We start from the raw sequence: 22,310 nt of genomic DNA on the forward strand, positions 1-22,310 counted from the left end.
CCGCAGGCAGTGTTTTCCGAAGCCCAGAATTACGTGTACGAGGAGGCCCGCTAGACATGGCACGGCGATACGACACCAACGACGCGACCGACCGCGTGACGGGTCTGCGCGAGGCCGCGTCCGCCGTCCGCCGGGGCGAACTGGTGGTGCTGCCGACCGACACCGTGTACGGCATCGGCGCCGACGCGTTCACCTCGGAGGCGGTCGCCGACCTCCTCGACGCCAAGGGCCGGGGCCGCAACATGCCCACCCCTGTGCTGATCGGGTCCCCGAACACGCTCCACGGTCTCGTCACCGACTTCTCCGAGCTGGCCTGGGAGCTGGTCGACGCGTTCTGGCCGGGCGCCCTCACCCTGGTCGCCAAGCACCAGCCGTCCCTGCAGTGGGACCTGGGGGACACCAGGGGCACGGTGGCCGTCCGGATGCCCCTGCACCCCGTCGCCATCGAGCTGCTCACCGAGGTCGGCCCGATGGCCGTCTCCTCCGCCAACCTCACCGGCCACCCGTCCCCGGAGACCTGTGACGCCGCGCAGGAGATGCTCGGCGACTCCGTCTCCGTGTACCTCGACGGCGGTCCGACCCCCGGCAACGTGCCCTCGTCGATCGTCGACGTCACCCGCGAAGTTCCGTTGCTGCTGCGCGCGGGCGCGATCTCGGCGGAGGAGCTGCGGAAGGTCGTACCCGACCTCGAGGTGGCGAATTGACAGCCCCTGACGCGGGGCGTGGCATAGGCAACGGGGAGAGCGCGGCGGAGATCACGACGACGTTCGTGGGGCTGCCTCGCGACAGCTTCCGCATCCTCCACGTCAGCACCGGCAACGTGTGCCGCTCGCCGATCACCGAGCGGCTGACCCGCCATCTCGTGACGGACCGGCTCGGCGCCTTCCTCGGCGGCGGGCTGGTCGTGGAGAGCGCGGGCACCTGGGGCCATGAGGGCGCGCCCATGGAAGCCAACGCGGAGGCCGTTCTCGCCGACTTCGGTGCGGACGCCTCCGGCTTCGTGGGCCGCGAACTGCTCGACGAGCACGTGATCCGGGCGGACCTCGTTCTGACGGCCACCCGTGACCACCGGGCCCAGGTCATCTCCATGGGGCACTCGGCGGGCCTGCGTACCTTCACGCTGAAGGAGTTCACCCGGCTGGTGCGCGCGATAGACCCGGCCACGCTGCCGCCGACCTCGGAAGGCGTGGTCGTCCGGGCGCGTGCGCTGGTGCGGGCGGCGGCGGCGCTACGCGGGTGGCTGCTGGCGCCGACGGCGGAGGCGGACGAGGTCTACGACCCGTACGGCGCCCCGCTGCCGTTCTTCCAGTCGATCGGCGACGAGATACACGAGGCGCTGGACCCGGTGGTCACGGCGCTCACCGGTGTTCCCGCGCGGATGTAAGTCCACGTTGCTCACATAGGCACCCGGCCCTGCAGGCCGTGCCCACCCTCCCCCACGCTCGGCTTCGCTCACGCGGGGGACCCCCATCGCCGTGCGGAACGCCTGCCCACGGCGGTTGCGGTGGCAGAGACGCCTGTCCAGGGTGGTGGCGATGGCGGATGCGCGAGGCGAAGCGCCCCGTCAGGGGCGCGGGGAACTGCGCGAGCAACCCCCACGCACCCGCAGCCGCGCGACCTGCCGCAACAACCCCTCCGGCGGCGAAGCCCCCCACCACCCCCACCCGTACGAACAAACCGTGCGTCCGCCCCATACCGGGCCTACATTGGACATACGTCCCCGTCGACCGCCCGGAGTCCTCATGCCGGTCACCTCTGCCCTCGTCGAGGGTGATCTGTTGCGCCGGCAGGATCCGGAGCTGGCCGAGATCCTGCTGGGGGAACTCACGCGGCAGTCGACGTCGCTGCAGCTGAGCGCCGCCGAGAACTTCAGCTCTCCGGCTGTGCTGGCCGCGCTGGGGTCGCCGCTCGCCAACAAGTACGCCGAGGGGTATCCGGGCGCCCGGCACCACGGCGGCTGCGAGATCGTGGACGTCGCCGAGCGGCTCGCCGTCGACCGGGCCAAGGCGCTGTTCGGCGCGGCGCACGCCAATGTGCAGTCGCACTCGGGATCGTCGGCGGTACTCGCCGCGTACGCGGCACTCCTGCGGCCCGGCGACACCGTGCTGGCCCTCGGGCTGCCCTACGGCGGACATCTCACACACGGCTCGCCGGCCAACTTCTCCGGCCGCTGGTTCGACTTCGTCGGGTACGGCGTGGACGCCGAGAGCGGGCTCATCGACCACGACCAGGTGCGGGCGCTGGCCCGCAGCCGTCGGCCCAAGGCGATCGTGTGCGGGTCCATCGCCTATCCCCGGCACATCGACTACGCCTTCTTCCGTGAGGTCGCCGACGAGGTGGGCGCCTACCTGATCGCCGACGCCGCCCATCCCATCGGGCTGGTCGCCGGCGGCGCCGCGCCGAACCCGGTGCCGTACGCCGACGTCGTGTGCGCGACCACGCACAAGGTGCTGCGCGGGCCGCGTGGCGGGATGTTGCTGTGTGGTGCGCCCGAGCTGGCCGAGCGGCTCGACCGGGCGGTGTTCCCGTTCACCCAGGGCGGCGCGCAGATGCATGCCATCGCCGCGAAGGCGGTCGCGTTCGGGGAGGCGGCAACACCGGCGTTCACCGCGTACGCCCATCAGGTGGTCGCCAACGCGAGGGTCCTCGCGGCCCGGCTGGCGAGGGAGGGGCTGGTCGTCACGACCGGGGGCACCGACACGCATCTGATCACCGTCGACACCGCGCCGCTCGGGGCCGAGGGCCGGGTCGCCCGGGGGCGGCTCGCGGCCGCCGGGATGGTGCTGGACTGCTGTGCCCTGCCGCACGGCGACGCCCGGGGCCTGCGGCTGGGCACCGCCGCGGTGACCACGCAGGGCATGGCGGAGGCGGAGATGACCAGGATCGCGGCGTTGCTGGCGGGCGTGGTGCGCGGGGCGACGGACGCGGGGAGGGCGCGTGAGGAGGTGCGTGAGCTCACCGGTAGATTTCCGCCGTATCCCGGCTGAGACGGGGTAGGCGCAGCGTCGTACACCCGTTGTACGCCCGGCTCACAGCCACACGTGCAACCATCGTCGCTACCCGGAAGTCCCCATACATATGCGTCCCTCGCTAGGGTGTGGGGCTGTGATGGCCAGCGAGACATGTGGGGAAGCCTGTGCGTGAATACCTGCTGACGCTCTGCATCACGGCCGCGGTGACGTATCTGCTGACAGGGCCGGTACGGAAGTTCGCGATCGTGGCGGGGGCCATGCCGGAGATCCGGGCGCGTGACGTGCACCGGGAGCCCACTCCGCGGCTCGGCGGGATCGCGATGTTCTTCGGCCTGTGCGCGGGGCTGCTGGTCGCCGACCACATGTCCAACCTCAACGAGGTCTTCGCGAAGTCGAACGAGCCGCGGGCGCTGCTCTCCGGCGCTGCGCTGATCTGGCTGATCGGTGTGCTCGACGACAAGTTCGAGATCGACGCGCTGATCAAGCTGGGCGGTCAGATGATCGCCGCGGGCGTCATGGTCATGCAGGGTCTGACGATCCTCTGGCTGCCCATCCCGGGCGTCGGCACGGTGGCGCTGACCCCGTGGCAGGGCACCCTGCTCACGGTGGCCCTGGTGGTCATCACCATCAACGCGGTGAACTTCGTCGACGGCCTGGACGGTCTGGCCTCCGGCATGGTGTGCATCGCGGCCGCGGCGTTCTTCATGTACGCCTACCGGATCTGGTACTCGTACGGCATCGAGGCGGCCGCACCGGCGACGCTGTTCTCGGCGATCCTCATGGGCATGTGCCTGGGCTTCCTGCCGCACAACATGCACCCGGCGCGGATCTTCATGGGCGACTCCGGGTCGATGCTGATCGGCCTGGTGCTGGCCGCCGGTGCGATCTCGGTGACGGGTCAGGTCGACCCGGACGTGATGAACCTGTTCGCCGGGTCCGAGCGCAACACCGTCCACCAGATGGTGCCGGTCTACATCCCGCTGCTGCTGCCGCTGACCATCATCGCGGTGCCGGCCGCCGACCTGGTGCTGGCGATCGTGCGGCGCACCTGGCGCGGTCAGTCGCCGTTCGCGGCGGACCGGGGGCACCTGCACCACCGGCTCCTGGAGATCGGCCACTCGCACAGCCGGGCCGTGCTGATCATGTACTTCTGGTCGGCGCTGATCGGCTTCGGGGCGCTGGCCTACTCGGTGAACTCGGCGTCCATGTGGATCGTGCTCGGTGCGGTGTTCCTCAGCGCGGTCGGCCTGGGGCTGCTCCTGCTGCCGCGGTTCACGCCGCGGGCCCCGATGTGGGCGCAGGCCTTCGTGCCGCCCCGCTACCGGCGCCGGGCGCACACCGCTGCCGCCGCCGAGCCGGCGGCGGCAACTCCTCGCACGGCGGCCTCCGTCGAGCTGGAGGAGCCGGAGAAGCCGTGCGACGAACACCGCTCTCCGGTGGCCGCCGGAGCGGCCTCCGTGAACGGAGCGGCCCCGAACGGAGCGGCCCCGGTGAACGGTGCGGCCACGGTGAACGGTGCGGCCACGGCCTCGGTCAACGGCGCGACCGCCCTCGGGGCCCGTTCGCGCTTCCTGGACCGGCGCACCTCCGAGACCTCCCGCTGACCGCGCCAAGGTAAGAATCTGACTAGAGCATTGCCAAGTCGTGGGGTACCAAAGCCCCCCAATACCAGACATAACGGCTCGGATTTCGCTCAGACGCGCAGGTTCACTCTCATGTGTGACAGCGAGCACACCTACCAGGTAAAGACCTCATCAAATAGTTTGTGATACGGTTCACGAGAACCCCGGACAGAGTCGAAGGACCCGACTGCGACGGTCCGTCAGCGTGAGGTCTTCGACCCTCCGGCCGGGACTACGCTCGTCCATGACGACACCTGCCCCCCTGTGAAAGCGGAGTTGCCGCCATGCCGTCCAATGACGCCCGGATCCTGGCCCAGGCCGCCGTACCCACGGCCGCCGTCGGCGTGCTCGCCGCCGTCGTCGGCGGGGTGGTCGCGGGCGGCAAGGGAGCGATCGGGGCGCTCGTCGGGACGGTGATCGTGATCCTCTTCATGGGGATCGGTCTCTACGTCCTGCAGCGCACCGCCAAGTCGTATCCCCAGCTGTTCCAGATGATGGGCCTGATGCTCTACGCGGCCCAGCTGCTGCTGCTGGTCATCTTCATGGCCGTCTTCAAGAACACGACGCTGTTCAACCCCCGGGCCTTCGCCATCACGCTCGTGGTCGCCACGCTCACGTGGATCGCCGCGCAGACCCGCGCCCACATGAAGGCCAAGATCCTCTACGTCGAACCGGACAAGGCCGACAAGGCCGAGAAGACCGGGCATTCGTCGTGAGGGGTAGGGCCGGGATAAAGGCGTACGAGAGATCCTGCTATCGTCCGGTGCCAACTGCGGCATCGCGGGCGCGGGCATCTGAGCTGACGCCTGCTCAATCGCGAGGCGAGATGCCCCCCAGCCGCCCCCACATCCGTAACACCAGTCCCGTGCCGAACCGCGGCCCTGCGCCGCGCCGACACAACGAGGTTGCCGTACCCATGCGCCACGATGAAGGAGCCCGCGGTGAGTGCTGACCCGACGCAGACGCTCGCTTTCGACACGAGCTGTCACCTGTTCGACGGGTGTGGCTTCCCGGCACCGGGCCTCCACTCGTTCCTGTTCAAGCCGCTCTTCGGCGACGCGGACAGCAACCTGTACTTCAACAAGACGATGCTGCTGGCGCTGCTCGGGTCGATCATCATCGTGGGCTTCTTCTGGGCCGCCTTCGCCCGTCCGAAGGTCGTCCCGGGCAAGCTCCAGATGATCGCCGAGACCGGCTACGACTTCGTGCGGCGCGGTGTCGTCTACGAGACCATCGGCAAGAAGGAAGGCGAGAAGTACGTTCCGTTCGTCGTCTCGCTGTTCTTCTTCATCTGGATGATGAACCTCTGGTCGATCATCCCGGTCGCCCAGTTCCCGGTCACCGCGATCATCTCGTACCCCGCGGCCCTGGCCGGCATCGTCTACATCACGTGGGTCGTGCTGACCTTCAAGCGCCAGGGTTTCGTCGGCTTCTTCAAGAACGTCACCGGCTACGACAAGACGCTCGGCCCGGTGCTGCCGCTGTCGATGACGATCGAGTTCTTCTCGAACCTGATCGTCCGGCCGTTCACCCACGCCGTGCGACTCTTCGCGAACATGTTCGCCGGTCACACCCTGCTGCTGCTCTTCACGATCGCCAGCTGGTACATGCTGAACGGCATCGGCATCGCCTACTCCGGTGTCTCGTTCGTCATGGTCCTCGTGATGACGGCCTTCGAACTCTTCATCCAGGCTGTCCAGGCCTATGTCTTCGTACTGCTGACCTGCAGCTACATCCAGGGCGCGCTCGCCGAGCACCACTGAGCGCCAACCTGACCCACCACCCATGTCATCCGGTGGCCAACCCCCACCGGTCCTTGAAAGAGAAGGAAGAACCGGCATGTCCGCTCTTGCGCAGGCCACCCTCGCCGCCACCCAGATCAAGGGCAACCTCGGCTCGATCGGCTACGGCCTCGCCGCGATCGGCCCGGGCGTCGGCATCGGCATCATCTTCGGTAACGGCACGCAGGCGCTCGCCCGCCAGCCCGAGGCGGCCGGCCTGATCCGCGCCAACCAGATCCTCGGCTTCGCCTTCTGTGAGGCGCTCGCCCTGATCGGTCTGGTCATGCCGTTCGTCTACCCGACCTCCTGACCCGACCGTCGCGCACCATTAGACGAAAGGCACTGATATGAGCCTCTTGGTTCAGCTGGCGGCGGAGAACCCCGAAAACCCTCTCATCCCGCCGGGTCCAGAGCTCGTCATCGGCCTCATCGCCTTCGTCATCGTCTTCGGCTTCCTCGCCAAGAAGCTCCTTCCGAACATCAACAAGGTTCTGGAACAGCGCCGCGAGGCGATCGAGGGCGGTATCGAGAAGGCCGAGGCCGCGCAGACCGAGGCCCAGAGCGTCCTTGAGCAGTACAAGGCGCAGCTGGCCGAGGCCCGGCACGAGGCCGCGCGCCTGCGCCAGGAGGCTCAGGAGCAGGGCGCCACGCTCATCGCCGAGATGCGCGCCGAAGGCCAGCGGCAGCGTGAGGAGATCGTCGCCGCCGGTCACGCCCAGATCGAGGCCGACCGCAAGTCCGCCGCGCAGGCGCTGCGTCAGGACGTCGGCCACCTGGCCACCGACCTGGCCGGCAAGCTCGTCGGCGAGTCCCTTGAGGACCACGCCCGGCAGAGCCGCGTCATCGACCGCTTCCTCGACGAGCTCGAGGAGAAGGCCGAGGCGGCGCGATGAACGGAGCGAGCCGCGAGGCACTCGCAGCCGCACGTGAGCGTCTCGACGCGCTGACGGACTCCACGTCCGTGGACGCGACGCGGCTCGCCGACGAGCTGGCGGCCGTCACCGCGCTGCTCGACCGCGAGGGAGGCCTGCGCCGGGTCCTCACCGACCCGGCGCAGTCCGGCGAGGCCAAGGCCGAGCTGGTCCGGCGTCTGATCGGCGGCCAGGTCTCCGAGACCACCGCCGACCTGGTGTCCGGCCTGGTCCGCTCCCGCTGGTCGCAGTCCCGCGACCTGGTGGACGCGGTGGAGGAGCTGGCGAACACCGCCGACCTCACGGCCGCGGAGAAGTCCGGCACGCTGGACGACGCCGAGGACGAGCTGTTCCGGTTCGGCCGGATCGTCTCCTCCAGCACCGAACTGCGCGCCGCGCTCACCGACCGCAAGGCCGGCGGCGCCGCGAAGACCGAGCTGCTGCACCGGCTGCTCGGCGGCCGCGCCAAGCCGGTCACCGAGCGTCTGGTCACACGCCTTGTGACCGTGCCGCGGGGACGTAGCCTGGAAGCGGGCCTGGAGGCCCTGTCCAAGCTGGCCGCGGACCGTCGCAGCCGTGTCGTCGCCGTCGTCACCTCGGCGGTGCCGCTGAGCGAGCCGCAGAAGCAGCGCCTGGGCGCCGCCCTCGCGAAGCTCTACGGCCGCACGATGCACCTCAACCTCGACGTCGACCCCGAGGTCGTCGGCGGGATCCGGGTGCAGGTCGGCGACGAGGTCATCAACGGTTCGATCGCGGACCGGCTTGAGGACGCGGCCCGCCGCATGGCGAGCTGACCCAACTCAAGAGCAGTACGTACTCACGACGGCCCTGGTTGGGCCGTACAAGAAGAATCCTGGGGGTCGCCCCCAGACCCCCCAAGTGAAACTTCGGGCCCAACAAGGAGAGCAGGGAACCCAGATGGCGGAGCTCACGATCCGGCCGGAGGAGATCCGGGACGCGCTGGAGAACTTCGTCCAGTCGTACAAGCCGGACGCGGCCTCGCGCGAGGAGGTCGGTACGGTCACCCTTGCCGGCGACGGCATCGCGAAGGTCGAGGGCCTCCCCTCGGCCATGGCCAACGAACTGCTGAAGTTCGAGGACGGCACCCTCGGCCTCGCGCTCAACCTGGAAGAGCGCGAGATCGGCGCCATCGTCCTCGGTGAGTTCAGCGGCATCGAGGAGGGGCAGCCGGTGCAGCGCACCGGTGAGGTCCTCTCCGTCGCCGTGGGCGAGGGCTACCTCGGCCGCGTCGTCGACCCGCTCGGCAACCCGATCGACGGCCTCGGCGAGATCGAGACGTCCGGCCGCCGCGCCCTGGAGCTGCAGGCTCCGGGCGTCATGGCCCGCAAGTCGGTGCACGAGCCGATGGAGACCGGCTACAAGGCCGTCGACGCGATGACCCCGGTCGGCCGCGGCCAGCGCCAGCTGATCATCGGTGACCGCCAGACCGGCAAGACCGCCCTGGCCGTCGACACGATCATCAACCAGCGCGACAACTGGCGCTCGGGCGACCCGAACAAGCAGGTCCGCTGCGTCTACGTCGCCATCGGCCAGAAGGGCTCGACCATCGCCTCCGTGCGTGGCGCCCTGGAAGAGGCCGGCGCGCTGGAGTACACGACCATCGTCGCCGCCCCGGCGTCCGACCCGGCCGGCTTCAAGTACCTGGCGCCGTACACCGGCTCGGCCATCGGCCAGCACTGGATGTACGACGGCAAGCACGTCCTCATCATCTTCGACGACCTCTCGAAGCAGGCCGACGCCTACCGCGCCGTGTCGCTGCTGCTGCGCCGCCCGCCGGGCCGTGAGGCCTACCCGGGTGACGTCTTCTACCTGCACTCCCGTCTCCTGGAGCGCTGCGCCAAGCTCTCCGACGACATGGGTGCCGGCTCGATGACCGGTCTGCCGATCGTCGAGACCAAGGCCAACGACGTCTCGGCGTTCATCCCGACCAACGTCATCTCCATCACCGACGGCCAGTGCTTCCTGGAGTCGGACCTCTTCAACGCCGGTCAGCGCCCCGCGCTGAACGTCGGTATCTCCGTCTCCCGAGTCGGTGGTTCCGCGCAGCACAAGGCGATGAAGCAGGTCTCCGGCCGACTGCGTCTGGACCTCGCCCAGTACCGCGAGCTGGAGGCGTTCGCCGCCTTCGGTTCCGACCTGGACGCCGCGTCGAAGTCGCAGCTGGAGCGTGGTCAGCGACTGGTCGAGCTGCTCAAGCAGGCTCAGTACCAGCCGATGCCGACCGAGGACCAGGTCGTCTCCGTGTGGGCCGGTACCACCGGCAAGATGGACGACGTCCCGGTCGCCGACATCCGCCGCTTCGAGAAGGAGCTCCTTGAGTACCTGCACCGCAAGGAGCAGGGCCTCATGACCTCCATCAAGGAGGGCGGCAAGATGTCGGACGACACCCTCACCGCTGTTGCCGACGCGATCGCCGAGTTCAAGAAGCAGTTCGAGACCTCGGACGGCAAGCTTCTCGGCGAGGACGCCCCGGCCGCGGCCAAGTGACGTAAGGAAGGGACCTGACTCATGGGAGCCCAGCTCCGGGTCTACAAGCGTCGCATCCGATCCGTCACCGCGACCAAGAAGATCACCAAGGCGATGGAGATGATCGCCGCCTCGCGTGTCGTCAAGGCGCAGCGCAAGGTGCGGGCCTCCGCTCCGTACGCGACCGAGCTCACCCGCGCGGTCACGGCGGTCGGTACCGGGTCGAACACCAAGCACCCCCTGACCACCGAGGCGGAGACGCCGACCCGTTCCGCGGTGCTGCTCCTCACGAGCGACCGCGGTCTGGCCGGCGCCTTCAACTCCAACGCCATCAAGGCCGCCGAGCAGCTGACGGCGCGCCTTGAGGCGGAGGGCAAGGAGGTCGACACGTACATCGTCGGCCGCCGCGGTCTGGCCCACTACAACTTCCGCGAGCGCAAGGTCGTGGAGTCGTGGTCGGGCTTCACCGACGAGCCCTCGTACGCGGACGCCAAGAAGGTCGCGGCGCCGCTGATCGAGGCCATCGAGACGGAGACGGCGGACGGCGGGGTGGACGAACTCCACATCGTCTACACCGAGTTCGTGTCGATGATGACGCAGACGGCGCTCGGTGACCGACTGCTGCCGCTCAGCCTCGACGAGGTCGCGGAGGAGGGCGCCGCCAAGGGCGACGAGATCCTCCCGCTGTACGACTTCGAGCCCTCGGCGGAGGACGTCCTCGACGCCCTGCTGCCGCGCTACGTGGAGAGCCGCATCTACAACGCGCTGCTCCAGTCGGCGGCTTCGAAGCACGCTGCCACGCGGCGTGCGATGAAGTCGGCCACCGACAACGCGGGCGAGCTGATCAACACGCTCTCCCGGCTTGCCAACGCGGCCCGCCAGGCCGAAATCACCCAGGAAATCAGCGAGATCGTCGGTGGCGCCAGCGCCCTGGCCGACGCGACCGCGGGGAGTGACCGCTAATGACCACCACTGTTGAGACCGCGACGGCCACGGGCCGCGTCGCCCGGGTCATCGGCCCGGTCGTCGACGTGGAGTTCCCCGTCGACGCGATGCCGGAGATCTACAACGCGCTGCACGTCGAGGTGGCCGACCCGGCCAACGCCGGCGAGAAGAAGATCCTGACCCTGGAGGTCGCCCAGCACCTGGGTGACGGCCTGGTCCGCACGATCTCCATGCAGCCCACCGACGGTCTGGTCCGCCAGGCCCCGGTCACCGACACCGGCGACGGCATCACCGTCCCGGTGGGCGACTTCACCAAGGGCAAGGTGTTCAACACCCTCGGTGAGGTGCTGAACGTCGACGAGCAGTACGAGGGCGAGCGCTGGTCCATCCACCGCAAGGCCCCGAACTTCGACGAGCTTGAGTCGAAGACCGAGATGTTCGAGACCGGCGTCAAGGTCATCGACCTGCTCACCCCGTACGTCAAGGGTGGCAAGATCGGTCTGTTCGGCGGTGCCGGCGTCGGCAAGACGGTGCTCATCCAGGAGATGATCTACCGCGTCGCCAACAACCACGACGGTGTCTCCGTGTTCGCCGGTGTCGGTGAGCGCACCCGTGAGGGCAACGACCTCATCGAGGAGATGGCCGACTCGGGCGTCATCGACAAGACCGCCCTGGTCTTCGGTCAGATGGACGAGCCCCCGGGCACCCGTCTGCGCGTGGCCCTTGCGGGTCTGACCATGGCGGAGTACTTCCGCGATGTGCAGAAGCAGGACGTGCTGTTCTTCATCGACAACATCTTCCGCTTCACGCAGGCCGGTTCCGAGGTGTCGACCCTGCTCGGCCGGATGCCCTCCGCGGTGGGCTACCAGCCGAACCTGGCCGACGAGATGGGTCTCCTCCAGGAGCGCATCACCTCGACCCGCGGTCACTCGATCACCTCGATGCAGGCGATCTACGTCCCCGCGGACGACCTGACCGACCCGGCCCCGGCCACCACCTTCGCCCACCTCGACGCGACGACGGTGCTCTCCCGTCCGATCTCGGAGAAGGGCATCTACCCGGCCGTGGACCCGTTGGACTCCACGTCCCGGATCCTGGACCCGCGCTACATCGCGGCGGACCACTACTCCACCGCCATGCGCGTGAAGACGGTCCTCCAGAAGTACAAGGACCTCCAGGACATCATCGCGATCCTCGGTATCGACGAGCTGGGCGAGGAGGACAAGCTCACCGTCCACCGTGCCCGTCGCGTGGAGCGCTTCCTGTCCCAGAACACCCACGTCGCCAAGCAGTTCACCGGCGTCGACGGGTCGGACGTCCCGCTGGACGAGTCGATCGCCGCGTTCAACGCGATCATCGACGGCGAGTACGACCACTTCCCGGAGCAGGCGTTCTTCCTGTGCGGTGGCATCGAGGACCTCAAGGCCAACGCCAAGGAGCTGGGCGTCTCCTGAACACCGTGAGTTCTTCCGAACTCACTGAGTTCTTCGGGTGAGGGGGCGGGCGCGTCCCGCCCCCTCACCCACGCCTACTAGAATTGACCCCAACACCCGGCGCCCCTGCCGGGTGGTGACCCGAGGAGCCACCCTTGGCTGCTGAGCTGCACGTCGAGCTGGTCGCCGCCGACCGCCAGGTCTGGTCCGGCGAGGCCACCCTGGTCGTCGCGCGCACCACGTCCGGCGACATCGGCGTCATGCCCGGTCACCAGCCGCTGCTCGGTGTGCTGGAGTCGGGCCCGGTGACCATCCGTACGAGTGATGGTGGAACGGTCGTCGCCGCGGTGCACGGCGGTTTCATCTCGTTCGCGGACAACAAGCTCTCGCTGCTCGCCGAGACCGCCGAGCTGTCGGACGAGATCGACGTCCAGCGCGAGGAGCGGGAGCTGGAGCGCGCGAAGGCGGAGGGCGACGCCAGCGCCGAGCGGCGCGCCGACGTCCGTCTGCGGGCGGCGACCGCGCGCTGACACACTGCGCGTATGCGTTGACGTAACTCAGCCGCGGCTGGGGCCGGAGTCATTCCGGACCCAGCCGCGGCTGAGGTAGATCTGGGTGTTTTTACGTTCCGTTACCTAGGAGACGGGGAGGTCGGTGCCGATGGTCCTCGCTCTGACTGTGGCCGGAATCGTGGTCGCACTGGTGGTGGTGGGACTCTTCCTCTTCGGTCTGCGCCGCAGACTGATCCAGCGCTCCGGCGGCACCTTCGACTGTTCCCTGCGCTGGGAGGTCCCCGAGAAGTCGGACACCAGCGGCAAGGGCTGGAGCTACGGCGTCGCCCGCTACAACGGCGACAGCGTCGAGTGGTACCGCGTCTTCTCCTACGCCTACCGTCCCCGCCGGGTCCTGGAACGCGACCGGATCGAGGTGGCCGGCCGCCGCCTGCCCGAGGGCGAGGAGGAGCTGGCCCTGCTCTCCGACGCCGTCATCCTCGCCTGCACCCACCGTGGCACCCGCCTCGAACTCGCCATGAGCGAGGACGCCCTGACCGGCTTCCTCGCCTGGCTGGAGGCGGCCCCGCCCGGACAACGGGTGAATGTCGCCTGATTCCTTGCCCGTTGGGTGGGGGTGCCCCCGGACGAAGTCTGGGGGAGGGTGAATGTCGCCTGATTCCTTGCCCGTTGGGTGGGGGTGCCCCCGGACGAAGTCTGGGGGAGGGTCAATGTCGCCTGAGACGCGCTGTCGCGGGCGGCTCGGAGGCCGCCCGCGACGCGGTGGGGGTGGGTGGGGGCTACGGGGTCAGTTCAGCCCGGAGTTGATGGCACTCACCAGCTCACCGTCACTGGTGTCACCGCTGAACTCCCAGAAGAACGCGCCGCCGAGCCCCTGGGACTTGGCCCAGCTCATCTTCCCGGCGATCGTCGACGGGGTGTCGTACGACCACCAGTTGGTGCCGCAGTGCGCGTACGCCGTGCCCGCGACGGTGCCGGTGACCGGACAGGACGTCTTGAGGACCTTGTAGTCCTCGATGCCCTGTTCGTACGTTCCGGTCGCCGCTCCGGTGGCCGTTCCGCCCGGCGCGTCCTGCGTCACACCGGTCCAGCCGCGCCCGTAGAACCCGATCCCGATCAGCAGCTTGCTCGCCGGTACGCCCTGCGCCTTGAACTTGGCCATCGCGTCGGCCGTGTCGAAGCCGGCGGTCGGGATGCCCGAGTACGAGGTGAGCGGGGAGTGCGGGGCCGTCGGGCCGGTGGTCGCCCAGGCGCCGAAGAAGTCGTACGACATCACGTTGTACCAGTCGACGTACTGGGAGGCACCCGCGTAGTCGGTGGCGTCGATCTTGCCGCCGGCGGAGCCGTCCGCCGTGGTGGCGGCGGTGACCAGGTTGCCGGAGCCGAACTTGGCACGCAGCGCGGCCATCAGGTTCTTGAAGGCCGCCGAGCCGCTGGTGTCACAGCTCAGCCCGCAGGCGTTCGGGTACTCCCAGTCGATGTCGATGCCGTCGAAGACGTCGGCCCAGCGCGGGTCCTTGACGAGGTTGTAGCAGGAGTCCGCGAACGCGGTCGGGTTGGCCGCCGCCTGCGCGAAACCGCCGGACCAGGTCCAGCCGCCGAAGGACCACAGGATCTTGATGTTCGGGTACTTGGCCTTCAGCTCGCGCAGCTGGTTGAAGTTGCCGGCCAGCGGCTGGTCCCAGGTGTCGGCGACACCGCTGACCGACTGGTCGGCGGTGAACGTCTTCTGGTAGTCCGCGTAGGCGTCGCCGATCGCGCACTGGCCGTTGGTGACGTTGCCGAAGGCGTAGTTGATGTGCGTGATCTTCGCCGCGGAGCCGGAGGTCACCAGGTTCTTGACCTGGTAGTTGCGGCCGTAGATGCCCCACTCGGTGAAGTAGCCGAGCTTGACCTTGGAGCCGGTGGTCGGGGGAGTGGTCGTACCGCCGGTGGTGTGCACCGCGACCGCGCCGCTGACCGGCCCGGTCTGGTTCGCGGTGTCGCGGGCCTGGACGGTGTAGGAGTAGTCGGTGCCGGCCGTGAGCCCCGTGTCCGTGTACGAGGTGGTGGTCACCGTGGAGACCACCTTGCCGTCGCGCAGGACGTCGTAGTTCTTGACGCCGTTGTCGTCGGTGGCGGCGGACCAGGAGAGCTTGACCGAGGTGTCCGTGATGCCGGACGCGGCCGGGGTACCGGGCGCGGAGGGCGCCGAGTCCCCGGGGACGGTCGTACCGCCGTCACAACTCGCCCCGTTGAGGAGGCAGTTGCTGGGCGAGCCCGAACCGGCGCCGTTGAAGCCGAAGGAGACGGAGGCGCCGGGGGCGAGGGAGCCGTTGTAGGACTTGTTCTTGGCGGTCCAGTGGGTGCCGGAGGAGGTGACGTCCGCGTCCCACGCGGAGGTGACCGAGGTGCCGGAGGGGTAGTCCCACTCGACGGTCCAGGAACTGATGGTGGTGGTACCGGTGTTCTTGACGGTCCACTGGCCGCCGAAGCCGGTGCCCCAGTCCTGGGTCTTGGTGTAGGTCGCGGTCGCCGTCGTCGCGGCCTGGGCCGGGCTCGCGAGGCCGACCAGACCGGCCAGGGGGAGCAACAGGGTCGCGAACCCCGCCGCGGCTCTGTGTCTGAAGCGCATGCTGCGCCTCCCTCTTCATCGGGGATGACGTGGGCATGACTGAGCCTTCATGCCCATGGTGCCGCGAGAATAGAAAGGTCTGGACCACCGGTCAATAGGTCTGGACCACTCTGTATACGGCCGTCGACTCCCCAACTCCCGTACCAAAGCCGCTTTTACCGCTCCCTGCCCGGCACCCACAGGGCCGGTCTGCCTCAGCGTTCGCCGCCCGGGACCCACAGGACGTCGCCGACGGCCTTGTTGGCGGTGCGGGCGAGGATGCTGTGTCTTTCCGGGGGCAACCCCCGGACCCCCGGCCGGGGGCCGGTCTGCCTCAGCGTTCGCCGCCCGGGACCCACAGGACGTCGCCGACGGCCTTGTTGGCGGTGCGGGCGAGGATGAAGAGGAGGTCCGACAGTCTGTTGAGGTAGGTCGCGGTCAACGGGTTCATCGCCTCGCCGTGGGCCTCCAGCGCGGCCCATGTCGAGCGTTCGGCGCGCCGTACGACCGTGCAGGCCTGGTGGAGCAGGGCCGCGCCCGGGGTGCCGCCCGGAAGGATGAAGGAGCGGAGTTTCTCCAGCCGCTCGTTGAAGCGGTCGCAGTCCGCCTCCAGCTTGTCGATGTAGAACTGCTCGACCCGCAGCGGCGGGAACTGCGGGTGCTCCACCACCGGGGTCGACAGGTCCGCGCCGACGTCGAAGAGGTCGTTCTGCACCCGGGTGAGCACCTTGACGACCTCCTCCTCCAGCCCGCCCAGCGCGATCGCCGTCCCGATCACCGCGTTCGCCTCGTTGGCGTCCGCGTACGCCGAGATCCGCAGATCCGTCTTGGCGACCCGGCTCATGTCCCCGAGGGCGGTGGTGCCCTTGTCGCCGGTCCTGGTGTAGATGCGCGTCAGATTGACCATGAGGCCAGCGTAGAGGTGCCGCGTGGACGCACCGTGGGTGGCGCGTAATGAACGGTGCCGTCGGGGCCGGCTGACGGGACGTGACGGTTGTCTCACGTCCTGAGACCGTGACACGCGTTACTTACCGGGTTTCCCGGCCCCCGACGAGCGCTAGGGTCCCGCCCAAGAGGCATACCTCAACAGCGTGTAAGGGGAGCGGAGTGGCACGGAAGCTTGCCGTCATCGGTGCCGGCTTGATGGGTTCCGGCATCGCCCAGGTCGCCGCGCAGGCCGGCTGGGACGTGGTCCTGCGTGACGTCACCGACGAGGCGCTGGACCGTGCCGTCGGCGGCATCCAGGCCTCCTACGACAAGTTCGTGAGCAAGGGCAGGCTGGAGGCGCACGACGCCGACGCCGCCCTGGCCCGCATCACCACGACCACCGACCTGGACGCGGTCGCCGACGCGGACATCGTGGTCGAGGCCGTCTTCGAGAAGCTGGAAGTCAAGCACGAGATCTTCCGCGCTCTCGACAAGATCGTGCGCCCGGACGCCGTACTCGCCTCCAACACCTCCGCCATCCCGATCACCAAGATCGCGGCGGCCACCGAGCACCCCGAGCGCGTCGTCGGCGTCCACTTCTTCTCGCCGGTGCCGATGATGCAGCTCGTGGAGCTGGTCCGCGGCTACAAGACCAGCGACGAAACCCTCGCCACCGCACGGGAGTTCGCCGAGTCCACCGGCAAGACCTGCATCGTCGTCAACCGCGACGTGGCCGGCTTCGTGACGACCCGGCTGATCTCCGCGCTCGTCGTCGAGGCCACCAAGCTGTACGAGTCGGGCGTCGCCACCGCCGAGGACATCGACCTCGCCTGCAAGCTGGGCTTCGGTCACGCCATGGGCCCGCTGGCCACGGCCGACCTCACCGGCGTCGACATCCTGCTGCACGCCACCAGCAACATCTACACCGAGTCGCAGGACGAGAAGTTCGCCCCGCCGGAGCTGATGCGCCGGATGGTTGACGCCGGTGACATCGGACGCAAGAGCGGGCAGGGCTTCTACACGTACTGAACATCAGTACATAGACCTTCTGACCGCCCCTCAAAACGCACAAACCCCGAGGCTTTCACCCTCGGGGGTGAATTCGGTATCGGTTCGCTTACAGATGGCAACCTCTGACCGGCGAACGCAGTCAGACGTTGCATTACCGGACATCACTTTCACGGAGTAGGACACGCACTCTCGGGGAGCGCATATGTACATCAGGGGCGACCACGCCGAGCTGGTCGTCGGGGGCCGCCTCGACGTCCGCAGCGCGGCGGACGCCCGTACGGTCCTGCACTCGGCCGTCGACGACGGAGTCGGCGATCTGGTGCTGGACCTGTCCGAGCTGGACTCCTGGGACGCCACCGGACTCGGGGTGATCATGGGTGCCCACCGGCGGGCCGGCCGCTGCGGCCGCCGCCTGGTGCTGCGCGGCGTACCGCCGCAGATGCAGCGCCTGCTGGTGGCCACCCGGCTGCACCGGATCCTGGCGATCGAGGGAGGTATCGGGGTGGAGTCGCTGCCCCGGGTGTGACCAGAGGCCCGGGCAGGTCCTCGGCCCGGCGACCGGCTGTGCGGCCGCGAACCACCGGGACAAGGCGATCCGTTGGGGGATCCCTGGTTCGCCGCGAGGCGCCGAACCAGGGGGACACGGCGATCCGGTGTGAACCGGGCGACGGGGGTGACCCGGTCGGACGGCGCGCAAGCGCACGTCAGACGCAATCCTCACGAGACTGTGATGTCTCGGACGGCGCGGTACCCCGGACTGTCGTAGATACTGTGCCAAGGTTTAAGGTTCGGTCGCCCGCCGCCCTTGCCACCCTTCGAGCGCGGGCCCGGACCAGAAGCGACAGCGCGGTGTGCAAAGGCCGGGAGGGGCCGGTATCCACGGCACACGACGCTTTTGGGGGGCTAGGAACCTATGGACCCGATCAACCCGGGACCCGAGGGGTACGGCCAGGACGGCGACGGCAGCACGCCGCGCCAGCGCCCGCCCAGGGAATCCCTCACCACCGACTTCGGCCAGAGCGCGCCGGCGACGGCCCGCACCACGCGACTGGTCACCGGCGACTTCCTGCTGACCGTCAACCCTGTCGACGGCAGCGAGATAGAGCCCTGCCCGCCGACCGAGCGCCCCGCCGGACCGGAGAAGCGCACCGCCGCCGAACGCGCCGAGTACGAGCGCGCCGTCCGGCCGCCGGTGCCGCCCGGTCCCGCCCGGCCCGAGCTGCCGCTCCTGGAACGCCAGGACGACCGTGAGCGGCTCGTCCGGCTCCTCGCCCGCGGCCGCTCCGTGCGCCTCACCGGCCCCTCGGGCTCCGGCCGCAGCGCGCTCCTCGACCTGGTCGCCGACGACTGCTCCGACCTCGCCCCCGACGGCGTGGTCCGCCTCGACGGCTTCCACCGCACGGCCGAGGACCTGCTCCGCGACCTCTTCCACGCCGTCTACAAGGCGCCCGCGCACCGCCCGGACCACGACGAACTCCTCGAACTGATCCGGGACATCGGCGCGGTCGTCGTCCTCGACGACATCGAGTTCGGCGGCGCCGGGCTCGACGAGCTGATCGACGCCACCCCCGAGTGCGCCTTCCTGATCGGCGCCACCCCGGACGTGCCGGCGCCCTCCGCCGACTCCGCCGTCGAGGAGGTGTTCCTCAGCGGCCTGGAGCGGGCCGGCGGGGTCGACATCCTGGAGCGCGCGGTCGGCCGGGTGCTCACCGAGGAGGAGGCCAACTGGGCCGGCGACCTCTGGTTCGAGTCCGAGGGCCTGCCCCTGCGCTTCGTCCAGGCCGGCGCACTGCTGCGCCAGCGCGACCAGTTGCGGGCCAGCACCGGCGCCGTCGACGAGTTCGGCGTCTTCGCATCCGGTCTGCCCGGTCTGTCCGACCTGTCGGACCTGTCCGAGGTGCCGGTCGACGCGCCCTTCGACCCCGAGGCCGCCGAGGCGTCCCCGCTCCCGTCCCTCGGCGAGGCCGCCGCGCCCGCCCCGCTGCTCGCCTCCCGGCTCAGCGCCTCCGCCCGGGCCACCCTGCGCTTCGCGGTCGCCCTCGGCGGCGAGGTGCCGCACCAGGCGCATCTGCCGGCCCTCGTCGGTGACACCCACGCGGACGCGGCCCTCGGCGAACTGGCGGGCTGCGGACTGGTCTCCCCGGTCGGCTCCCGCTACCGGCTCGCCGCGGGCGTCCTGCAGCAGCTGGAGGCCGCCGGATACGCCGACGACGCGGCGGCCCGGGCCCTCACCGCCGCCCAGCACTACAGCTGGTGGGCCGGGCACCCCTCGGTCACCCCGGAGCGGGTCTGCGCGGAGGCCGACGCGGTCCTCGCCGCGCTGACGGTGGTGGTCCCCGAGACGGTCCCGCCGGCGGAGGACGAGGACAGCACGCCGGTACGGCTGGCCCGTACGGCCGCGCCCGCGTTCGCGGCGGGGCTGCGGTGGACCGCCTGGGAACGGGCGCTGCGGGCCGGGGCGGAGGCCGCCCGGCTGGCCGGTGAGGTCGGCGAACAGGCCTACTTCCACCACGAACTCGGCATACTCGCGCTCTGCGGCGACCAGCTGGACCGGGCGCGGGCCGAGCTGGAGGCCTCGATCGGGCTGCGCGGGGCGCTCTCCGACAAGCGGGGCACGACGGCCGGCCGCCGGGCCCTGGCCCTGGTGGCCGACCGCTCGGGGGAAGCCCTTCCGGTCATCGCCGCGATGGCGGGCGACGAGATTCCCGACGCCCGCCACGAGGAGTCCATATCCCCGGCGGGCGGCGTCACGACGCCCTTCCCGGCGGTCCACTCGCCGGTCTCGGACACCGTGGTGACCCACAGGGTCCCGGGGCAGCCGGCGCCGGTCCAGGGCGGCGGGGGCGGCCTCGTCCGCATGGCCCGCCGCAACATGGTGGCGGTCGGCGCGGGCGCCCTGCTCACCGCGGTCCTCGGCACGGTGGTGGGGCTCGGGATGACCTCCCACGACAACGCCGACAACCCGTCCAACAACGTGAGCGTCGACCCGTCGGCGAGCGCGGACACGGGTAGCGGGAGCCTGGGCGCCGACCCGAAGCAGAGTTCGGGCACGGGCGACACCGGCACGACGTCGGCCAAGCCGACGGATCCGGGCCCGGACGGCACCCTGGGCACCTCGGACGACCCGACCCCGCCGACGGACACGGTGACGCCTTCGGCTTCGGCTACGGGGACGAAGGGGACGTCCGGCGGCGGTACGACGCACTCGCCGTCCGCATCTCCCTCGAAGTCGGCATCACCTTCGAAGTCGGCGTCGCCGAGCCCGTCGAAGTCGTCGTCGCCGTCGGCGAGCGAATCGCCGTCGCTCTCACCGTCCCCGTCCGACACGCCGACCACAACCAACTCGGCGAGCGGCCCTGCCTCCGACTCCCCGAGCGTCACGACGTCGAGCGCATCGGAGAGCAGCAGCGGTGGAGCGTCGACCGGCACGGTGATCTGAGGCCCGGGCCGCCCCACGGTCCACGCACCTCGATACCGCCGCGGCGGCGCGCCACCGCGACGGACGCGAACCGGCGGTGCCGAACTCGGCTCAAGGCCGGTCCGGCACCGCCGGTTCGCTTCGTAGGGCTGAGCGCCGTCGCGGCGGTATCAGGGGTGGGCGGCGGAGCAGAGGGAGCCGGAACGCGTCCGCCCCGGACCGGGCTTGTCGGACCCGATCAGGATCGGCATGCCCGGCCCCGTCGACCATGTCCGGTCAGAACAGCCGGAGCTTGTCGTCCTCGATGCCGCGCAGGGCGTCGTAGTCGAGGATCGTGCAGCCGATGCCGCGATCGGTGGCGAGGACCTTTGCCTGGGGCTTGATCTCCTGGGCCGCGAAGATGCCGCGGACGGGGGCGAGATGGGGGTCGCGGTTCAGGAGTTCCAGGTAGCGGGTGAGCTGTTCGACGCCGTCGATCTCGCCGCGGCGCTTGATCTCGATGGCCACGGTCCGGCCCTCGGCGTCGCGGCAGAGGATGTCCACCGGACCGATCGCCGTCATGTACTCGCGCCGGATGAGCGTGTAGCCGTCGCCGAGCGTCTCGATGCGGTCGGCCAGCAGCTCCTGCAGGTGCGCTTCCACGCCGTCCTTGATCAGGCCCGGGTCGACGCCCAGCTCGTGCGAGGAGTCGTGCAGGACCTCCTCCATCGTGATGATGAGCTTCTCGCCCGCCTTGTTGATGACGGTCCAGACGCCTTCCTCGTCACCGGTCCCCTCCTTCAGCGTGCACGGCGGCGACATCCAGTTGAGGGGCTTGTAGGCCCGGTCGTCCGCGTGGATCGAGACACTGCCGTCCGCCTTGACCAGGATCAGGCGGGGAGCGGAGGGAAGGTGGGCGGTGAGCCGGCCGGCGTAGTCGACGGAGCACCGGGCGATGACGAGACGCATGGTCGGCAACGCTACTCGACGCGCCGCCCTCGACGCGATTCGCCCAGCCCTCCGCAGCTCCCTTCAGCCGGTCCCGGCCCGCCTCCGGCCCCCTTCGACCGGCCTCCACGACCGGTCCTGAAGGGTCCCCTGCACACGCCTGTTCAGACCTGGCCGATTGTGTGCCTAAAGGGACCGTCGCATATACGCAATCTCCTGGTGGGGTCACCGCAGGTTGCCTACCGTAGTAAACGGGAGGTCGCGGATTGTGTACTCAGCGTGTTCGGTATCGCGAACTCCCTTACCTGTCCGCCAACCCCTGCTGTTCGGGGGTGCGAGAGGAGTACCCATGTCGCTCGACGTCTCACCGGCCCTACTCGAACAGGCCGAGCGAGGCGAGGTCGACGAAGCGGATTTCGTCGACTGCGTCCGGACCTCCCTGCCCTACGCATGGGAGATGATCAGCTCCCTGGTGGCCCAGCTGAAGGTGGACGGCGGCCAGTTCGCCGACAACCAGACGCCCCCGCCGGACGAGCAGGCACGCGGTCAGCTGCTGCGTGCGCTCGCGAGTGACGCCATACGCGGCGCCCTGCAGCGGCACTTCGGTGTGCGGCTGGCCTTCCAGAACTGCCACCGTGTGGCGGTGTTCCCGCTGGACGCCTCGGTCGACGAGACGCTGGCCCGCTTCACCTCTGTGCGCAATCAGCTGTTGAACCAGTCCCCGGAACTCCGGGACTGCTGACGCCGTGCTCCGGTACTGCTGACGCAGTG

The 22,310-nt window shown here is 69.6% G+C and carries 21 protein-coding genes; 18 read left to right on the forward strand and 3 right to left on the reverse strand.

What is annotated here, in order from left to right; all coding sequences use genetic code 11:
- Positions 1–56: 56 nt before the first annotated feature.
- The 14 genes from OHB00_RS34390 to OHB00_RS34455 all read left to right on the forward strand — a co-directional run bounded on the left by OHB00_RS34390 (position 57) and on the right by OHB00_RS34455 (position 13,258).
- The gene (locus OHB00_RS34390) at positions 57–704 is read left to right on the forward strand and encodes an L-threonylcarbamoyladenylate synthase (RefSeq protein ID WP_350777730.1); all 648 of its coding nucleotides are present in this window, start codon (positions 57–59) and stop codon (positions 702–704) included.
- Positions 701–1,384 (forward strand): protein-tyrosine-phosphatase, encoded by a 684-nt coding sequence (locus OHB00_RS34395; protein WP_093499065.1) that lies wholly within the window; start codon positions 701–703, stop codon positions 1,382–1,384. Before OHB00_RS34390 ends, OHB00_RS34395 begins: the two co-directional genes overlap by 4 nt.
- Positions 1,385–1,742: 358 nt before the next feature.
- Positions 1,743–2,987 carry a serine hydroxymethyltransferase gene (gene glyA, locus OHB00_RS34400; RefSeq protein WP_406440620.1) on the forward strand — a complete coding sequence of 415 codons (1,245 nt, stop codon included), beginning with the start codon at positions 1,743–1,745 and terminating at the stop codon, positions 2,985–2,987.
- 149 nt (positions 2,988–3,136) lie between these two features.
- On the forward strand, positions 3,137–4,576 hold the full coding sequence (locus OHB00_RS34405) for an MraY family glycosyltransferase (protein ID WP_406440622.1): 1,440 nt from the start codon (positions 3,137–3,139) through the stop codon (positions 4,574–4,576).
- A 302-nt stretch (positions 4,577–4,878) separates the two neighbouring features.
- A complete protein-coding gene (locus OHB00_RS34410; RefSeq protein ID WP_406440624.1) occupies positions 4,879–5,310 on the forward strand; it encodes a hypothetical protein in 432 nt (143 codons plus the stop codon).
- A 210-nt stretch (positions 5,311–5,520) separates the two neighbouring features.
- Positions 5,521–6,357 (forward strand): F0F1 ATP synthase subunit A, encoded by an 837-nt coding sequence (gene atpB, locus OHB00_RS34415; RefSeq protein WP_406440626.1) that lies wholly within the window; start codon positions 5,521–5,523, stop codon positions 6,355–6,357.
- A gap of 76 nt (positions 6,358–6,433) precedes the next feature.
- On the forward strand, positions 6,434–6,685 hold the full coding sequence (atpE, locus tag OHB00_RS34420; protein ID WP_093499060.1) for an ATP synthase F0 subunit C: 252 nt from the start codon (positions 6,434–6,436) through the stop codon (positions 6,683–6,685).
- 37 nt (positions 6,686–6,722) lie between these two features.
- On the forward strand, positions 6,723–7,268 hold the full coding sequence (locus tag OHB00_RS34425) for a F0F1 ATP synthase subunit B (protein ID WP_406440628.1): 546 nt from the start codon (positions 6,723–6,725) through the stop codon (positions 7,266–7,268).
- Entirely contained in the window at positions 7,265–8,080 is an 816-nt protein-coding gene (locus tag OHB00_RS34430) for a F0F1 ATP synthase subunit delta (protein WP_406440630.1), read from the forward strand. Before OHB00_RS34425 ends, OHB00_RS34430 begins: the two co-directional genes overlap by 4 nt.
- A gap of 124 nt (positions 8,081–8,204) precedes the next feature.
- The gene (atpA, locus tag OHB00_RS34435; protein WP_234542242.1) at positions 8,205–9,794 is read left to right on the forward strand and encodes a F0F1 ATP synthase subunit alpha; all 1,590 of its coding nucleotides are present in this window, start codon (positions 8,205–8,207) and stop codon (positions 9,792–9,794) included.
- A gap of 21 nt (positions 9,795–9,815) precedes the next feature.
- Entirely contained in the window at positions 9,816–10,736 is a 921-nt protein-coding gene (locus OHB00_RS34440) for a F0F1 ATP synthase subunit gamma (protein ID WP_365693159.1), read from the forward strand.
- On the forward strand, positions 10,736–12,172 hold the full coding sequence (gene atpD, locus OHB00_RS34445) for a F0F1 ATP synthase subunit beta (RefSeq protein ID WP_406440632.1): 1,437 nt from the start codon (positions 10,736–10,738) through the stop codon (positions 12,170–12,172). Before OHB00_RS34440 ends, atpD begins: the two co-directional genes overlap by 1 nt.
- Positions 12,173–12,306: 134 nt before the next feature.
- A complete protein-coding gene (locus OHB00_RS34450) occupies positions 12,307–12,681 on the forward strand; it encodes a F0F1 ATP synthase subunit epsilon (protein ID WP_406440634.1) in 375 nt (124 codons plus the stop codon).
- Between the two features lie 130 nt (positions 12,682–12,811).
- Positions 12,812–13,258 (forward strand): DUF2550 domain-containing protein, encoded by a 447-nt coding sequence (locus tag OHB00_RS34455; RefSeq protein ID WP_406440636.1) that lies wholly within the window; start codon positions 12,812–12,814, stop codon positions 13,256–13,258.
- Positions 13,259–13,450: 192 nt separating this feature from the next.
- Here the strand turns inward: OHB00_RS34455 and OHB00_RS34460 are convergent, their stop codons facing one another.
- The gene (locus OHB00_RS34460; RefSeq protein ID WP_406440638.1) at positions 13,451–15,277 is read right to left on the reverse strand and encodes a glycosyl hydrolase family 18 protein; all 1,827 of its coding nucleotides are present in this window, start codon (positions 15,275–15,277) and stop codon (positions 13,451–13,453) included.
- Between the two features lie 313 nt (positions 15,278–15,590).
- Positions 15,591–16,163 (reverse strand): cob(I)yrinic acid a,c-diamide adenosyltransferase, encoded by a 573-nt coding sequence (locus OHB00_RS34465; RefSeq protein ID WP_406440640.1) that lies wholly within the window; start codon positions 16,161–16,163, stop codon positions 15,591–15,593.
- A gap of 200 nt (positions 16,164–16,363) precedes the next feature.
- On the opposite strand from OHB00_RS34465, the gene OHB00_RS34470 reads away from it, so the two are divergent.
- The 3 genes from OHB00_RS34470 (at position 16,364) to OHB00_RS34480 (ending at position 20,633) form a co-directional block, all read left to right on the forward strand.
- Positions 16,364–17,212 carry a 3-hydroxyacyl-CoA dehydrogenase family protein gene (locus OHB00_RS34470; RefSeq protein WP_089098749.1) on the forward strand — a complete coding sequence of 283 codons (849 nt, stop codon included), beginning with the start codon at positions 16,364–16,366 and terminating at the stop codon, positions 17,210–17,212.
- A gap of 184 nt (positions 17,213–17,396) precedes the next feature.
- Positions 17,397–17,720, forward strand: coding sequence for an STAS domain-containing protein (locus tag OHB00_RS34475; protein WP_030672301.1), 324 nt, complete (start codon positions 17,397–17,399; stop codon positions 17,718–17,720).
- A 387-nt stretch (positions 17,721–18,107) separates the two neighbouring features.
- Positions 18,108–20,633 carry an ATP-binding protein gene (locus OHB00_RS34480; protein ID WP_406440642.1) on the forward strand — a complete coding sequence of 842 codons (2,526 nt, stop codon included), beginning with the start codon at positions 18,108–18,110 and terminating at the stop codon, positions 20,631–20,633.
- Between the two features lie 255 nt (positions 20,634–20,888).
- Here the strand turns inward: OHB00_RS34480 and nucS are convergent, their stop codons facing one another.
- Positions 20,889–21,560: an endonuclease NucS gene (gene nucS / locus OHB00_RS34485; RefSeq protein ID WP_406440644.1), complete on the reverse strand. Its 672-nt coding sequence runs from the start codon at positions 21,558–21,560 to the stop codon at positions 20,889–20,891.
- Between the two features lie 328 nt (positions 21,561–21,888).
- Here nucS and OHB00_RS34490 point away from each other — a divergent pair, with 328 nt between their 5' ends.
- Positions 21,889–22,281: an SCO5389 family protein gene (locus OHB00_RS34490; protein ID WP_181807263.1), complete on the forward strand. Its 393-nt coding sequence runs from the start codon at positions 21,889–21,891 to the stop codon at positions 22,279–22,281.
- Positions 22,282–22,310 lie beyond the last annotated feature (29 nt).

The organism is Streptomyces sp. NBC_00631 (genome assembly GCF_045206895.1).
GTDB lineage: Bacteria > Actinomycetota > Actinomycetes > Streptomycetales > Streptomycetaceae > Streptomyces.

What these genes read in the sequence shown, in the direction of transcription:
- OHB00_RS34390 (WP_350777730.1), top strand. Translation starts at nt 57, where the DNA reads ATGGCACGGCGATACGACACCAACGACGCGACCGACCGCGTGACGGGT.
- glyA (WP_406440620.1), top strand. Translation starts at nt 1,743, where the DNA reads ATGCCGGTCACCTCTGCCCTCGTCGAGGGTGATCTGTTGCGCCGGCAG.
- OHB00_RS34410 (WP_406440624.1), top strand. Translation starts at nt 4,879, where the DNA reads ATGCCGTCCAATGACGCCCGGATCCTGGCCCAGGCCGCCGTACCCACG.
- atpB (WP_406440626.1), top strand. Translation starts at nt 5,521, where the DNA reads ATGAAGGAGCCCGCGGTGAGTGCTGACCCGACGCAGACGCTCGCTTTC.
- atpE (WP_093499060.1), top strand. Translation starts at nt 6,434, where the DNA reads ATGTCCGCTCTTGCGCAGGCCACCCTCGCCGCCACCCAGATCAAGGGC.
- OHB00_RS34425 (WP_406440628.1), top strand. Translation starts at nt 6,723, where the DNA reads ATGAGCCTCTTGGTTCAGCTGGCGGCGGAGAACCCCGAAAACCCTCTC.
- OHB00_RS34430 (WP_406440630.1), top strand. Translation starts at nt 7,265, where the DNA reads ATGAACGGAGCGAGCCGCGAGGCACTCGCAGCCGCACGTGAGCGTCTC.
- atpA (WP_234542242.1), top strand. Translation starts at nt 8,205, where the DNA reads ATGGCGGAGCTCACGATCCGGCCGGAGGAGATCCGGGACGCGCTGGAG.
- OHB00_RS34440 (WP_365693159.1), top strand. Translation starts at nt 9,816, where the DNA reads ATGGGAGCCCAGCTCCGGGTCTACAAGCGTCGCATCCGATCCGTCACC.
- atpD (WP_406440632.1), top strand. Translation starts at nt 10,736, where the DNA reads ATGACCACCACTGTTGAGACCGCGACGGCCACGGGCCGCGTCGCCCGG.
- OHB00_RS34455 (WP_406440636.1), top strand. Translation starts at nt 12,812, where the DNA reads ATGGTCCTCGCTCTGACTGTGGCCGGAATCGTGGTCGCACTGGTGGTG.
- OHB00_RS34460 (WP_406440638.1), bottom strand. Translation starts at nt 15,277, where the DNA reads ATGCGCTTCAGACACAGAGCCGCGGCGGGGTTCGCGACCCTGTTGCTC.
- OHB00_RS34465 (WP_406440640.1), bottom strand. Translation starts at nt 16,163, where the DNA reads ATGGTCAATCTGACGCGCATCTACACCAGGACCGGCGACAAGGGCACC.
- OHB00_RS34475 (WP_030672301.1), top strand. Translation starts at nt 17,397, where the DNA reads ATGTACATCAGGGGCGACCACGCCGAGCTGGTCGTCGGGGGCCGCCTC.
- OHB00_RS34480 (WP_406440642.1), top strand. Translation starts at nt 18,108, where the DNA reads ATGGACCCGATCAACCCGGGACCCGAGGGGTACGGCCAGGACGGCGAC.
- nucS (WP_406440644.1), bottom strand. Translation starts at nt 21,560, where the DNA reads ATGCGTCTCGTCATCGCCCGGTGCTCCGTCGACTACGCCGGCCGGCTC.
- OHB00_RS34490 (WP_181807263.1), top strand. Translation starts at nt 21,889, where the DNA reads ATGTCGCTCGACGTCTCACCGGCCCTACTCGAACAGGCCGAGCGAGGC.